At 39.4% G+C, this 12,878-nt stretch carries 16 protein-coding genes and 1 other RNA gene; 7 read left to right on the plus strand and 10 right to left on the minus strand.

Going from position 1 to position 12,878, the window contains the following annotated elements:
• Positions 1 to 10 precede the first annotated feature (10 nt).
• Both HMPREF2917_RS05305 and HMPREF2917_RS05310 read right to left on the minus strand, forming a co-directional pair.
• Complete coding sequence (locus HMPREF2917_RS05305; RefSeq protein WP_070589387.1) at positions 11 to 433, minus strand: ORF6C domain-containing protein; 423 nt, start codon at positions 431 to 433, stop codon at positions 11 to 13.
• A complete protein-coding gene (locus HMPREF2917_RS05310) occupies positions 433 to 1,341 on the minus strand; it encodes a DUF3102 domain-containing protein (protein WP_070589389.1) in 909 nt (302 codons plus the stop codon). Before HMPREF2917_RS05310 ends, HMPREF2917_RS05305 begins: the two co-directional genes overlap by 1 nt.
• A 58-nt stretch (positions 1,342 to 1,399) precedes the next feature.
• Between HMPREF2917_RS05310 and HMPREF2917_RS05315 the strand changes: the two genes are divergently transcribed.
• Complete coding sequence (locus HMPREF2917_RS05315) at positions 1,400 to 2,089, plus strand: DUF4145 domain-containing protein (RefSeq protein ID WP_049488105.1); 690 nt, start codon at positions 1,400 to 1,402, stop codon at positions 2,087 to 2,089.
• An 85-nt stretch (positions 2,090 to 2,174) separates the two neighbouring features.
• Here HMPREF2917_RS05315 and HMPREF2917_RS05320 read toward each other — a convergent pair whose 3' ends face one another.
• Positions 2,175 to 2,384 carry a helix-turn-helix domain-containing protein gene (locus tag HMPREF2917_RS05320; protein WP_049488103.1) on the minus strand — a complete coding sequence of 70 codons (210 nt, stop codon included), beginning with the start codon at positions 2,382 to 2,384 and terminating at the stop codon, positions 2,175 to 2,177.
• A 285-nt stretch (positions 2,385 to 2,669) separates the two neighbouring features.
• On the opposite strand from HMPREF2917_RS05320, the gene HMPREF2917_RS05325 reads away from it, so the two are divergent.
• The 4 genes from HMPREF2917_RS05325 (at position 2,670) to HMPREF2917_RS05340 (ending at position 5,034) form a co-directional block, all read left to right on the plus strand.
• Positions 2,670 to 3,017: a helix-turn-helix domain-containing protein gene (locus HMPREF2917_RS05325; RefSeq protein WP_049488101.1), complete on the plus strand. Its 348-nt coding sequence runs from the start codon at positions 2,670 to 2,672 to the stop codon at positions 3,015 to 3,017.
• Positions 3,018 to 3,027: 10 nt separating this feature from the next.
• Positions 3,028 to 3,408 carry an ImmA/IrrE family metallo-endopeptidase gene (locus tag HMPREF2917_RS05330; RefSeq protein ID WP_049488098.1) on the plus strand — a complete coding sequence of 127 codons (381 nt, stop codon included), beginning with the start codon at positions 3,028 to 3,030 and terminating at the stop codon, positions 3,406 to 3,408.
• A 16-nt stretch (positions 3,409 to 3,424) separates the two neighbouring features.
• A complete protein-coding gene (locus HMPREF2917_RS05335) occupies positions 3,425 to 3,823 on the plus strand; it encodes a DUF4429 domain-containing protein (protein WP_070589391.1) in 399 nt (132 codons plus the stop codon).
• A gap of 128 nt (positions 3,824 to 3,951) precedes the next feature.
• Positions 3,952 to 5,034, plus strand: a complete 1,083-nt coding sequence (locus HMPREF2917_RS05340) for a tyrosine-type recombinase/integrase (RefSeq protein ID WP_070589393.1) — start codon at positions 3,952 to 3,954, stop codon at positions 5,032 to 5,034.
• A gap of 152 nt (positions 5,035 to 5,186) precedes the next feature.
• Here HMPREF2917_RS05340 and ssrA read toward each other — a convergent pair.
• The 6 genes from ssrA to dnaG form a co-directional block, all read right to left on the minus strand.
• Positions 5,187 to 5,535: a transfer-messenger RNA gene (gene ssrA / locus HMPREF2917_RS05345) on the minus strand.
• Positions 5,536 to 5,638: 103 nt separating this feature from the next.
• Positions 5,639 to 6,433: a hypothetical protein gene (locus HMPREF2917_RS05350; RefSeq protein WP_070589395.1), complete on the minus strand. Its 795-nt coding sequence runs from the start codon at positions 6,431 to 6,433 to the stop codon at positions 5,639 to 5,641.
• Between the two features lie 9 nt (positions 6,434 to 6,442).
• Positions 6,443 to 7,150, minus strand: a complete 708-nt coding sequence (locus HMPREF2917_RS05355) for an ABC transporter ATP-binding protein (RefSeq protein WP_021152925.1) — start codon at positions 7,148 to 7,150, stop codon at positions 6,443 to 6,445.
• 171 nt (positions 7,151 to 7,321) lie between these two features.
• Entirely contained in the window at positions 7,322 to 7,651 is a 330-nt protein-coding gene (locus HMPREF2917_RS05360; protein WP_004220168.1) for a metal-sulfur cluster assembly factor, read from the minus strand.
• Between the two features lie 171 nt (positions 7,652 to 7,822).
• Positions 7,823 to 8,932 (minus strand): RNA polymerase sigma factor RpoD, encoded by a 1,110-nt coding sequence (gene rpoD, locus HMPREF2917_RS05365; RefSeq protein ID WP_003003251.1) that lies wholly within the window; start codon positions 8,930 to 8,932, stop codon positions 7,823 to 7,825.
• Between the two features lie 2 nt (positions 8,933 to 8,934).
• A complete protein-coding gene (dnaG, locus tag HMPREF2917_RS05370; RefSeq protein ID WP_070589397.1) occupies positions 8,935 to 10,713 on the minus strand; it encodes a DNA primase in 1,779 nt (592 codons plus the stop codon).
• A 216-nt stretch (positions 10,714 to 10,929) separates the two neighbouring features.
• Here dnaG and mscL point away from each other — a divergent pair, with 216 nt between their 5' ends.
• Positions 10,930 to 11,310 (plus strand): large conductance mechanosensitive channel protein MscL, encoded by a 381-nt coding sequence (mscL, locus tag HMPREF2917_RS05375; protein WP_070589400.1) that lies wholly within the window; start codon positions 10,930 to 10,932, stop codon positions 11,308 to 11,310.
• A gap of 99 nt (positions 11,311 to 11,409) precedes the next feature.
• Here mscL and rpsU read toward each other — a convergent pair whose 3' ends face one another.
• Positions 11,410 to 11,586: a 30S ribosomal protein S21 gene (gene rpsU, locus HMPREF2917_RS05380; protein WP_000048054.1), complete on the minus strand. Its 177-nt coding sequence runs from the start codon at positions 11,584 to 11,586 to the stop codon at positions 11,410 to 11,412.
• A gap of 179 nt (positions 11,587 to 11,765) precedes the next feature.
• Between rpsU and HMPREF2917_RS05385 the strand changes: the two genes are divergently transcribed.
• Complete coding sequence (locus HMPREF2917_RS05385) at positions 11,766 to 12,734, plus strand: NAD(P)/FAD-dependent oxidoreductase (protein ID WP_070589401.1); 969 nt, start codon at positions 11,766 to 11,768, stop codon at positions 12,732 to 12,734.
• The last annotated feature ends 144 nt before the right edge of the window (positions 12,735 to 12,878 follow it).

Below are 12,878 nucleotides of genomic sequence, written 5' to 3' on the forward strand. Positions count from 1 at the left end.
GTAAGCCTCCTTACCCGACTAAGCTCATCTGTCCATTTCGGGCTTTGATTTCTAGCTTGGTATTTGCTGATGGCTCCCAACTATCCCAATAGTCGAAAGCTTTTTCCTCGTCCTTGCGCTTCAATAAGTCGTAGCGTGGAATACAGAAGTAGTCCTTGAAGTCTTTAGCAGCCTGTGAAAATACGGATTGTGCGAAATGTCGGTCACGGTATGCCTGGCTGTCTTTACCACCTAACAATGCCACGACTTTCTTCTTACGCAATTTTTCCAATGCCAGACAGATAGAAGGGTTGACTGGTTGCTCGTTCTTAAGATAATCGACATCGGCTGATAAGATGGACTGCCCTTCTTTCAGCTTTTTCAATTCCTGGAGTGCATGGATCATTGCGTCTTCTACCACTAACTCGGTAGGTTGGATTGTCACTTCATTCATTATTCAAATTCTCCTTCTAAAATATTGCTTTCTTTGCGGATATCGTTTAGGTCATTGAAGAAACGAAGACCACGACTGATAAAACTATCAAATTCGTTTCGGATGATTCCGTCTGCTTTGAGGACTTTCTCTTCATCTGCATAGATCAGTCCACCCATGCTTGCTAAAAAGTCATTACCCTTCTGCAATAGGCTTGTGATGTTCTTGTAGGCTGAGATTTGCTTCTGTACGCTGTTGAGTTGTCCTTGTGATTCTTCAATCGCTCGTGTCAATTCATCGTACTGAGAAGATTTCTTATCGACCTCTTCACGCTGGGCCAGTGTGTCAGCAAGTTGCTTTTCGATGAATTCGGAGCGTTCTTCCATTGCCTTAACGGTTTTGGATAGTTCCTTATTCTTTTCTAGCAATTGCTTGTTCAGGTCCTGTGTAGCTCCATAATCGTCTGGAACGACTTCCTTGATTATTTCCCTCACTTCGACTTTAGAAGCCTTAAGGGCCTCATTCTCACCCTTTAAAAACTCATTCGCTTGTTGGCTTAGTTTGAGTTTGTTTTTGACTTCTTTCAGCTCTCGAACAGTTGGGGTGTCGCCATCCTCGATCCGTTGGATCTGCTCCTGCTTTTCTTCTTCTGGAAGGGTTGCGATCAGGTAGAGGGCTGATGTTCCTAAATCGTTCAACGTTGAACGATTTGAAAGTTGTTGAGCAATTGTCATCATCTTTCTGGCTTCACTATGAGAAATCTTGATGGTATCTAACCATTTACCGAACTGACCATGCACTAAATCATTTTCTTTCACATGATTCAAACGTCTACCAATTTCCCAAATGGATTGTCCAGCAATTTGTTTGTGGTGACTGATTTCAAGTTCTATCTGAGATAGATTATTTGATAAAGTAATTTCGTTCACACGCTTTTCCTTTCTAAATTTGATATAATAAAGATAATAAATCGATCGGAGAAATTTTATGATATTTCAAGCGAAAATAAATTCTTCTGTTTCTAGACCTGTAACCATAGAAGATATCTGTCCAAATTGTAAAAAACCAACCAATCCAGATCTTGTGAACTCTTCTTATTTTTATCTCGGAGAAGATAAAACAAGCTTAGTATTAACATTTAGATGCTTAGGTTGTAAGCACTTCTGGACAGAGGAGTTTACAGCTACATGGTATTCAAGCAATAACTACGCTGAAGAATACGAAATTGAACATATCAAAGTAATTCCTAATCTTCCAAGCGATATACCTATATCTGACGATGTAGAAATAGTTTCTCCAATTGGTAAGCAAATCTATGTCCAAGCCCTGAAAGCTGAGCACGAACAATTAGACCACATTGCAGGCATTGGATATCGTAAGGCACTTGAGTTCTTTGTTAAAGATTTTTCTATTGTTACAAATCCTGATGACGAAGATAAAATCATTAAAATGTCATTAAAACAAGTTATTGAAAAATATATCAAGGATGAAGACCTTAAAACATTTTCACTTGCATCTGCTTATATTGGTAATGATGAAGGTCATTACTACAGAAATAACCCAGACAAAGACTTTACAGACTTAAAAAACTACCTGCATGGAGTTATTCACTACATGGAAATGAAACTCAATTTTCTTGATGCTCAAGAGCTTGTGAATCGCTCGAAGAAATCTTAGAGTCAATTTCATCCAACTTTTCAGCAATATATGTCACGGTCCTCAGTATTTCATTGAGGGCTGTTCTTTCTAGTTCGTTCATTTCCTACTCTCCTAAATCAACCCAAGTCTCATCAATACCTAAGACATCACAGACTCGATTTTTAAGTCTGTCACTTCCCTTCCCGTATTTCAGCAATTCTGAAATAGTCGGCTTCTTCACTCCGCAAGCACGAGCGAGATGCGTTTGTGTCATTCCTTCTGAATCCAATTTCTCTTTGACCAATTGAATCCATTTTTGATGTTGTTGGCTCATCTCTGATCCTCCTTTTTAAAATTATTTAAAAAGTTAGCGAATTTCTTGACAATGATAAATAAATTTATTAAAATCAAAGCATAGAGAAAAGACCTACTAAAAGTAAGTTTTACCTAGATTAAACGGACGCCAATCAGTTTTTTAGGTTTATTTTTTTTAGTTGTCTTATTCGCTAACTCTTTAGCTTACGAATAATATTTTAATAAATTTATTACTAGTTGTCAACAGTTTTGTAGTAAATTTATTAAATATTTTTTGTCATGCCTTAGAAAGGTTGATAAATCAATGTTTTTCACGTTTGAAAAAATTAAAGAATTGGCTGACAAGCAAGGTATTTCGCTAAATATGCTCGAAGAAAATTTAGGTTTTAGCAGAAATACAATTTATAATATGAAAAAATCCACTCCGAATGTTGAGAGGGTTTCAAAAATTGCTGACTATTTCAATGTGTCCACCGACTACCTCTTGGGACGCACAGAAAATCCAAACATTGCGAAAGATGGTGATGCTTCTGCACCATTAGACCTCCGAGACATCGCAGCTCAATCTATGTTATTCGATGGTAAACCACTTACCGAAGAAGATATTGATTTTATTACAGCGGTATTGGAGGCACACTTAAAAAATAAATAGAGGTGCATTTATGACTGTAAAAGAGCTTTGCGCTCAAGAGGGTGTAAGCCTATGTTACTTTGACGGGAGCGACTGGCATAGTCCTGGTTTCTTTAATCCTACTTTGAACATTTTAGCGTTAGATATTAATTTGTCAGTTGAAGATCAAAAGCAAGTTGCTTTGCATGAATTGGGTCACAAAGAGCATACTCCTGCTCAATATGAACTAAATAGAGAATACTGTGAACTGCAAGCTGATAGAAGTATGATTCATCATTTGCTAGAAGAAGAATTGAAGTTGATGGATGATGTAAGAGATTTCAATTACCTGCATTTTATGGAGAAATACAGTCTGAAGACCATTGCAAGTGAAACGATGGTCAAAGACGAATATAATTCACTAATTAGTTAAAAAAAGGAGAAATACAATGGCTATTTTTGGGAAGAAACACGATGAATCAGAAGAAATTCAACTCTTTGAATCTACTGAAAATGAAAAGACATTTTTCTTTGCTAATCAAAAAACTCTAGTAAGAATTGATGATCATTTCATTCGTATCGCTCGACAAAATACAATCAGCAATGCTTTGTTGCAAGGATTGGATGGGGAAAAATCTATACTACTATCAAAGATTACTGCTTACCAATTAAAAGAACCAGGTAAAACAGTAGGCTATCTTCAGTTGATTTTTCCTGGCAGTCTTGAACCAAAAGGTGTGGTTTTCGATGCTGTGAAAGATGAAAATACAATCACATTCAACAAAGAAGACAAGGCCAAAATATTAGAAATCAAAAATGCTATTGAGAAGGCATTGATAAACAATTAAGACAAATAAAAAAGCCCTGCACTCAACATTTGGGGCGTAGAGTACAGGGATATTGTTAAGGCGTAAAAATAGGCTTGAAAAAGCCCTTTTCACTATGCCTATTGTACCAATAAAAGAGGGAAAAGGCAATGGAAATTAAATCTTACAAAAAGAAAAATGGTGATACTGCCTACGGGTTTAGGATTTATGTAGGCAAGGAAAACGGAAAAGATAAGTATGTAAAGCGTCAAGGATTTCCAACCAAAGCAAAGGCACGGGCAGCGCTCTTGCAACTTCAAGACGATTTGGAAAATGGGGAGCAAGCGAAGAAAGAAATCACAGTTGAGGAAATTGCAAAGAAATGGCTCAAAGAGTACGCTGATACTGTTCAGGACAGCACCTACATCAAGACTCAAAGGAATATCAAAAATCACATCTATCCTGTTTTTGGTAGTCAAAAAATAGCTTCTATCACTCCTCTTCAATTGCAGGAACAGGTCAATGAATGGTCAAGAAAATTGGTGTATGGGCGCAAATTGAAAGGTCTGATGAATAACATTTTTAAGTATGCCATCCGTTATGGTTATATTTCGACCAATCCTGTTGATAGTGTGACCACACTTGTCAAAAAAGAGAGTGATTCTTCTAGTGATTTTTATGATAAAGATGAATTAAAATCATTCATGAAATTAGTGGATGACACGGATGATCTGAGAAAGAAAGTCATGTTTCGTCTTCTTGCGTTCACAGGGGCCAGAAAAGGGGAGATTTTGGCCCTCAAATGGACTGACTGGATAGATAACACCTTGAACATAAATAAGGCCATTACAAGAGGTTTTGAGGGCGAATCTGTGGGGGCTACTAAAAACAAGAGTAGTGTCCGACTGATTAGCCTTGATCAAAAAACAATTGATCTGCTTTCAGAGTACAGAGAAATGAATCCTACTACCACTTTCATTTTTGAAAGTCCTGAAAGAAAGCCTATTCCAAGTTCACTGCCACGCAAATGGCTCTTGCAGATTGTTAAAGGCACAGATGTCAAGCCTATCAAAATACATGGCTTCAGGCATACACATGCCAGCTTGTGCTTTGAGGCAGGAATGACATTGAAGCAGGTTCAGCATCGTCTTGGTCACTCTGATTTGAAGACAACCATGAATGTATACACACATATCACCAAGCAAGCCAAGGATGATATTGGTGAGAAATTTGCTAATTATATAGATTTTTAAACCTATCAGCTATCAGGACAGACTCTTTTCAAAAAGGGTCTGTTTTTGGGTCTGTCCATTTCAAAAAGGTATGGGAAAGAATAGAAAGTATAAAAATAAAAAACATTGAATTATCAATGTTTTAGAAAGTTTTAAGAAGTTTCAAAAAGTATATATGGAGCCGGTGGGAGTCGAACCCACGTCCAAACACCTGCCAGCATATTTGTCTACAACCATAGGTTATGTCTTCTTTTAACAGCTACACGACACATAACTCAAGCCCTGTAGTTGCGAGTCTATCAATCTCTTATCTAACTCCTAGACAAAGCTAGATCGTATCTCGCTAAAATTAAGACCTGTCATCAAACACGAGCGATTCGAATCGGGTCACGCCTGCTGGTGTTTAGGCAGCTAAAGCGTAAGAATTATTATTTTTTGCAGTTATATTTAACTGGCGTTTTACATCCGCTAGATGAGTTGCAAAATATGCCTCATAATGCCTGTCGAATCCGTAACGACCCCAAAACGAATACATTTAGTATATCAAAATCTAGCTAAAAATGCAAAAGAAAAAAATTGAACAAGAAGTCTTCCACTGGGGAGCTCCTTGTTCAATTAACTGTTTTTATTGAAGATTCAACTTATATTTGCTGATATAATGAATGGTGAAGTACATAGAAACAATCTTAATGACTTCATAGATGAGACCTGGAATGAAGTTAGGTCCAAATTCATCAATATTTCCATAAACCAATGCAGACCCAACAGCATATGAATCTTTTAATGGATTGACTGCTGTACCGATGATACTTAAAACAATGCACAAGAGAAAGAAAAACAGAATAGCCTTAAATCCACGACGGTTTTGGAAGAGTTGGCCAAGTGCGATCGATACATAAAATAGGAAGATCCCTGAAGCTGTGGTAAAAATCCACCAAACGATAATCCAATAAGCAATAGAATGACTAAAAGCCTCAGAGATAATACTAAATACAGGAGAGAGGTCTTGTCCAATGACAGCGCCCATCACAATAATTGTGATAAAACCACTAAAAAATAGAAGGAATAGGCAGTAAAGACTCGCTACTAAAGCTCCCACAAATTTAGACAAAATGATCGCATGAGGGCTAGCTGGAAGGGTCCAGGTCAAGTAACCTTCACGTCCGTATAAGTTGGAATAGAAACGACGAATAATAATATAGTAGTTACTAAGATAAAGACCAATGACTCCTCCAAAAATGAGAATCCCAAGAGTCCCCGTTATGATTTGCATACTATTGGTTTCCATATCCACAAAACCGTTTGTAGCACTTCCACCAATAACACCTGTAATCACTGACAAACCTAGTGCGATCAGGGTGATCAATAAATACCACTTAGCTGTCGATTTAAATTCATATTTTAATAATTTACCAAACATGGGGTCCTCCTAATAAACACGGAATTGATCACGGAAGATCTCATCGATTGATTTTCCGTGTTGATTGCGCAAAACAGTCGTATTTTCATGCAAGAGGATTCTTCCTTGGTTGATGAAAATCGCTTCATCCAAAACTTGCTCAATATCCGCAATCAAGTGAGTAGAAATCAAGACAGAAGAGTTTGGACGTCGGTTTTGAATAATGGTCCGCAAAATATAATCACGCGCTGCTGGGTCGACCCCACCGATTGGTTCATCAAGGACATACAAGTCAGCTTCACGACTCATCACCAAAATCAATTGTACTTTTTCCTTGTTCCCTTTTGAAAGGCTGTTCAATTTTTGATTTGGATGCAAATGCAAATCGTTGAGCAATTGGTAAGCTCGTTGGACATTAAAATCTGAATAAAAATCTTGGAAATAGCTAATAGCATCACTAATTTTTATATTTTCACTCAGATAAGTCGTATCCGGCAAATAGGAAACAACTTTTTTAGAAGCTGGGGATGGTAATTGACCATGAATATAGATATTTCCAAGGCTTGGTTGCAACAAACCATTAATCAATTTAATGATGGTTGTTTTCCCGCTACCATTAGGCCCCAAAAGGCCAATAATACGGCCAGGTTGGATGTTCAAACTAACATCCATGAGAGCAACTTCATGCCCATAATTCTTTGTCACATGGTCCAAGTAGACCAAAGGATACTGATTCATGTAAATCTCCTTTATTTTCTATTTATGCTATTATACCTTGTCCTCTTGATGATTGCAACTTTATCTGAAAATTTGCTAAGAATTTGAAAATGGTTGTTCAAAAATACAGGTGTAAACAAATCAGAGGTTAGGGAACCCCCAACCTCTGATTTGTTTTGATGCATAGAATGGTTAACTAATTCCAAGTGCGATCCGTGCATAACGGCTCATCTTTTCAACCGTCCAAGCAGGATACCAGACCAACTTCACATCCACCGATGTCACTTCTTCTACTTCTGCTAAAACATCATGAATCTGATCTGTCAGAAGGTCCGCTAATGGACACCCCATGGTCGTTAAGGTCATATCAATGATGGTTGCTCCAGTTTCACCGTCAAAATGGATCTCGTAGACAAGACCTAAATTGACAATGTCAATCCCAAGCTCAGGATCGATTACCTCTTCCAAAGCATTTAAGATTTTATTTTTAATTTCTTCAATTTGCTCAGTTGTATATGCCATATGACTTCCTTTTTCTGCTATTTACTCTCGATAGAATTTCTGGGCTCGGGTTAAAAAGATCCGCAGGATCTGGGTCGCTTCTTCATTTCTAGGCGACCGTTAAAAAGATCCCCCGGACCTGGGTCGCTTTTTGATTTCTTGGCGACCGTTAAAAAGGTCCCCCGGACCTTTTTAATCCTCTATAAAGTCACGCAGTGGTTTGCTTCTACTTGGGTGGCGGAGTTTGCGGAGGGCTTTGGCTTCGATCTGACGGATCCGTTCACGGGTCACATTGAAGACTTTCCCCACATCTTCCAAGGTCCGCATTTTTCCATCATCCAGACCAAAACGAAGACGCAAAACATTTTCTTCCCGGTCTGTCAGGGTATCGAGGACTTCATCCAATTGTTCACGTAGAACCACACGAGTGGTGTAGTCTACTGGATTTTCAATCACTTCGTCTTCGATGAAATCTCCCAAATGGCTATCGTCTTCTTCTCCGATTGGAGTTTCAAGAGAAACAGGCTCTTGAGCAATCTTCAAGATTTCACGCACCTTGTCTGGTGTCATATCCATACGTTCAGCGATTTGTTCAGGTGTTGGATCTTGTCCCAATTCTTGCAAGAGATTGCGTTGCTCACGAACCAACTTGTTAATGGTTTCCACCATGTGAACAGGAATCCGAATGGTACGCGCTTGGTCTGCAATGGCACGAGTGATGGCCTGACGGATCCACCAAGTAGCATAAGTAGAGAACTTGAACCCTTTGGTATAGTCAAACTTATCAACCGCCTTCATCAAGCCCATGTTTCCTTCTTGGATCAAATCCAAAAATTGCATCCCACGACCAACGTAACGTTTCGCAATGGATACAACCAAACGAAGGTTGGCTTCTGCTAGACGTTGCTTAGCTTCCAAGTCACCTTGTTCCACCAAGATAGCCAATTCTTGTTCTTCTTCATTGGTCAAAAGAGGAACAACCCCAATTTCTTTCAAGTACATACGTACCGGGTCATTGACCTTAGCAGAGTTGCTTCCAAGCAATTCCTCATCTGACAACTCTGGCTCTTCCTCATTGTTCAACACACGCGCACTTGGGTTGCCGTCTTTATCAGTGATCGAAATCCCTGCATCTTGAATGCGTTGCAAAAGATCTTCAATCCCATCTGCATCTAGCGTGAATGGAATAACCAATTGGTCATTAATTTCATCATCTGTTGCAGTTCCGCTTTTCTTGTGGCTGCGAATAAATTCTGCAATTTGAACGTCCAATGTTGTAATATCTTTTTGTTCTTTAGCCATTCTTACTCCATTCTTCTTTTTTGAGCGATTAAACGCTCGAGTTCCAATAAAGCCTTTTCCGCATCCCCTATTGAGGAAGCTTCCTTCACTTTATTTCCAATTTGTTGACTTTCTTTGCGAAGAAGCTCACGATTCCGTGTCGCTTCTACTTCTTCTAACTCACCATCTGCTATCTCATCTGGTAAATCTTCTTCTAACATGCGGTACCAGGCGTGCTGGACCCCTTCAGGCTGCTCGGATAGATCCTGAGAGGTGACTTCTCCATTTTGACAGAGCAATTGATACAAGATCTGTAACTCCGGCGTGTCGAAGGTAAAATCAGGTCGCAAACGGTAATCATTGAGGACCATTGGAAAATCCTTCATCCTACTTAATAAATGATTTTCCGCCTTGATCAAGCGCGTCATCCCACGATTCGGCAGGAGCTCCACTGAAAAATTCGACGTTTTTGATCGTCCACCTTCTTGCGCTTCTTGCCGTTGATGCAAGCGACTATTATTGACAATCTGCTCAATCTGCAAGTAATCAAAGTCCGGCAATAAATCGGCCAACTTATAAATATAGGTGTTTTGCGCTGTAATAGAACGCGTCTGGGCGATCATCGGTGCCAGCTTCTCGACAAACTCAATCTGCGCCTGCAAGTTCTCAATATACTGGGGTTTCCAGTAGTGCATCAAGAATTCAACCTTACTGATCCGAGAATTCTTCAAGAGGGTAGCTAGATCTTCTGGGGACGTCTTTTTGAGGTACTCATCAGGGTCCATCTGATCTGGGATACGGACGATCTCCAACTCCAGATCCTGCAAGACATCCAAGGCCTTAGCTGTTGCTTCAAGCCCTGCCTTATCTCCATCATAGGTCAAGATGACCTTTTTAGTAAAATGAGACAGGTGCTGGACATGCTCTGGTGTCAAGGCTGTCCCCATAGAGGCGACCGCATTTTCTATCCCAGCTCTATAAGCTGCAATGACATCCATAAAGCCTTCCATGATATACATTTCATGTTTCTTTTTGGCGCTCGTCTTGGCTTGATCCAAATGATAGAGTTCATAACTTTTATTAAATAGACGGGTACTACGACTATTCTTGTACTTGGCTTGATGACTACCATCCTCCGTCATTTTCCACAGCCTACCAGAAAAGGCAATGACCCGTCCACTATCATCCGTCAAGGGAAACATGATCCGATCCTGAAAGGCATCAAAAACCGTTCCTGCATCTGAGACTGTAAACAAACCCGAATCGGTAATCACTTTCTCCGAGAATTTCTCAGAGAGATTTCGATAGAGATAATTTCCTTCTGTAGGTGCTAAGCCCAATTGAAAATGTCGGATCACCTCATCCGTCAGACCACGTTCATACAGATAGTGTCGCGCTTCTTCCCCCATCTTAGTCGTCATCAAAATCGCCTGATAAAACTTACTAGCTTCCTGATGAATCTCATAAAGTTCTTGGTTTGGATTGACAGACGCTGATTGGGCAGGTCTCGCCTGGTACTGAAGCGCAATGCCAGCCTTTTCCGCTACGATCTGGACCGCATCCATAAAGGCGACTCCACGGTAGTCCTCAATAAACTTAAAGACATCTCCAGAGCGACCACATCCGAAACAATGGTAAAACTGCTTGTCTTCAACGACATTAAAGGAGGGAGTCTTTTCACCATGAAAAGGACAGAGGCCTAAAAAGTTACGGCCAGCCTTGGTCAAAGAAACAACTTCTCCAATGACTTCAACAATGTTTACACTGTTTTTAATTTCTGCAATCAGCTCTTTATCAACCATAAACAGTGCCTCCATTTTACCATAGATTATCACTTTATATTTTATACTAAAAGTTAGTAAAAGTAAATTTTTTCCTACCGATTTCACACTCAAAAGAAAAGATTTTCACCCTTTATCACTAATTTTTAAAAAAATTGTGCATATTTCTTGTCAGTCTAACTATTTTCCGTTATACTATCATAGTAAAAAATTATTATGAAAGGACATATTTAGGATATGTTAAAAGATTTGAAAGATTTTCTCCTTCGTGGGAATATTGTTGACCTTGCTGTTGCAGTCGTTATCGGAGCTGCATTTGGAGCTATCGTAACATCATTTGTTAACGATATCATTACTCCACTTATTTTGAACCCAGCTTTGAAAGCTGCTCGTGTTCAAAATATTGCACAATTGTCATGGAACGGTGTTGCTTACGGTAGCTTCTTGAGCGCTGTGATCAACTTCCTTGTTGTTGGTACTGTTCTTTTCTTCGTAGTGAAAGCTGCAGAGAAAGCTCAAAACCTTGGTAAAAAAGAGGAAGCTGCTGAAGAAGAAGCTGCTGCTCCTACTCAAGAAGAGTTGCTTACTGAAATCCGCGACTTGCTTGCAAACAAATAAAGAGATAAAAAATCCGATCTTCTAGAAGAAGGTCGGATTTTTTTGTCTTCAATTTTCTAGAAAAACAAAAAACAGACCGAAGTCTGTTTCTGTATTCAATTAGAATTTTTTACGTTTACGAGCTGCTTCTGATTTACGTTTACGTTTTACAGAAGGTTTTTCATAGAATTCACGTTTGCGTGTTTCTTGAAGAGTACCAGCTTTAGTAACCGCACGTTTGAAACGACGAAGAGCATCGTCAAGAGATTCATTCTTACGTACTACTGTTTTTGACATATTTTTCACTCCCTTCAAGCCTAAAATCTTAATCATTTTATCACACTTTAAGGACGCTGTCAAGATCTTTTGAAACTTTTCTAGCCTTCCTAGCCTTCATGCTATTTCTTTTTTCCGACTTTTTCATTCTTTCTATTTTATGATACAATGGAAACATAGAAAACCCTGAAGGAGATACCATGTCAGAAATTTATGATATTACGATTGTTGGGGGCGGACCAGTTGGTCTGTTTGCTGCTTTTTATGGCAATATGCGCCAAGTTAAAGTCAAACTGATTGATTCCTTACCTCAACTTGGAGGGCAACCAGCCATTCTCTATCCAGAAAAAAATATCCTCGATGTACCCGGTTTTACCAATTTAACAGGTGAAGAATTAAGCGACCGCTTGATCGAGCAAGTCAAACGATTCGATACACCGATCTTCCTCAATGAAACTGTAGAGGATATTCAAAAAGAGGGTGACCTCTTCATTATCACTACTTCTCGCCAAGTGCATCAGTCTAAAGCAGTCATCATTGCCATGGGTGGCGGTGCCTTTAAACCACGTGCTCTTGATATCGAGGGGGCTGATACCTTTGATAACGTCCACTATCACGTATCAAACATCCAACAATATGAAGGACAACAGGTGACCGTCCTTGGTGGTGGGGACTCTGCTGTGGACTGGGCTCTTGCTTTTGACAAGATTGCTCCAACTACAATCGTTCACCGTCGGGACAACTTCCGTGCCCTAGAACACAGTGTAGAAGAACTCAAGCAATCTTCTGTCAGCATCAAAACACCATTTGTTCCTAGCCGCTTGATTGGAGAAAATGGTCATGCCACACACCTTGAAATCACAAAAGTTAAAGCCGATGAAGCCGAACTCATCCCGATTGATCACTTATTTGTCAACTATGGCTTTAAATCTTCAATCGGAAACTTAAAAGAATGGGGTGTAGAATTGCAACGCCATAAAATCAAGGTGAACCAAAAACAAGAAACCAGCCTTCCTGGAATTTATGCCTGTGGAGACTGCTGCTTCTACGAAGGAAAGATTGATCTCATCGCTACAGGTCTGGGGGAAGCTCCAACAGCCGTAAACAATGCCATCAACTACATCTATCCAGATAAAAAAGTCCAACCAACCCACTCAACAAGTTTATAATAAAAAAGGCCTTTGGCCTTTTTTAAATTGAAGTCAAACTATTTTAAGTTAATCGATTCTGCAAAGAAGTAAAAATGAGTTCCTATTTTTAGTTTGAATCAAGAAAATACAAAAACTTTCCGCTGTGAGAAAAGTGCCTGAAAC

Source organism: Streptococcus sp. HMSC061E03 (genome assembly GCF_001813505.1).
Classification (GTDB): Bacteria; Bacillota; Bacilli; order Lactobacillales; family Streptococcaceae; genus Streptococcus.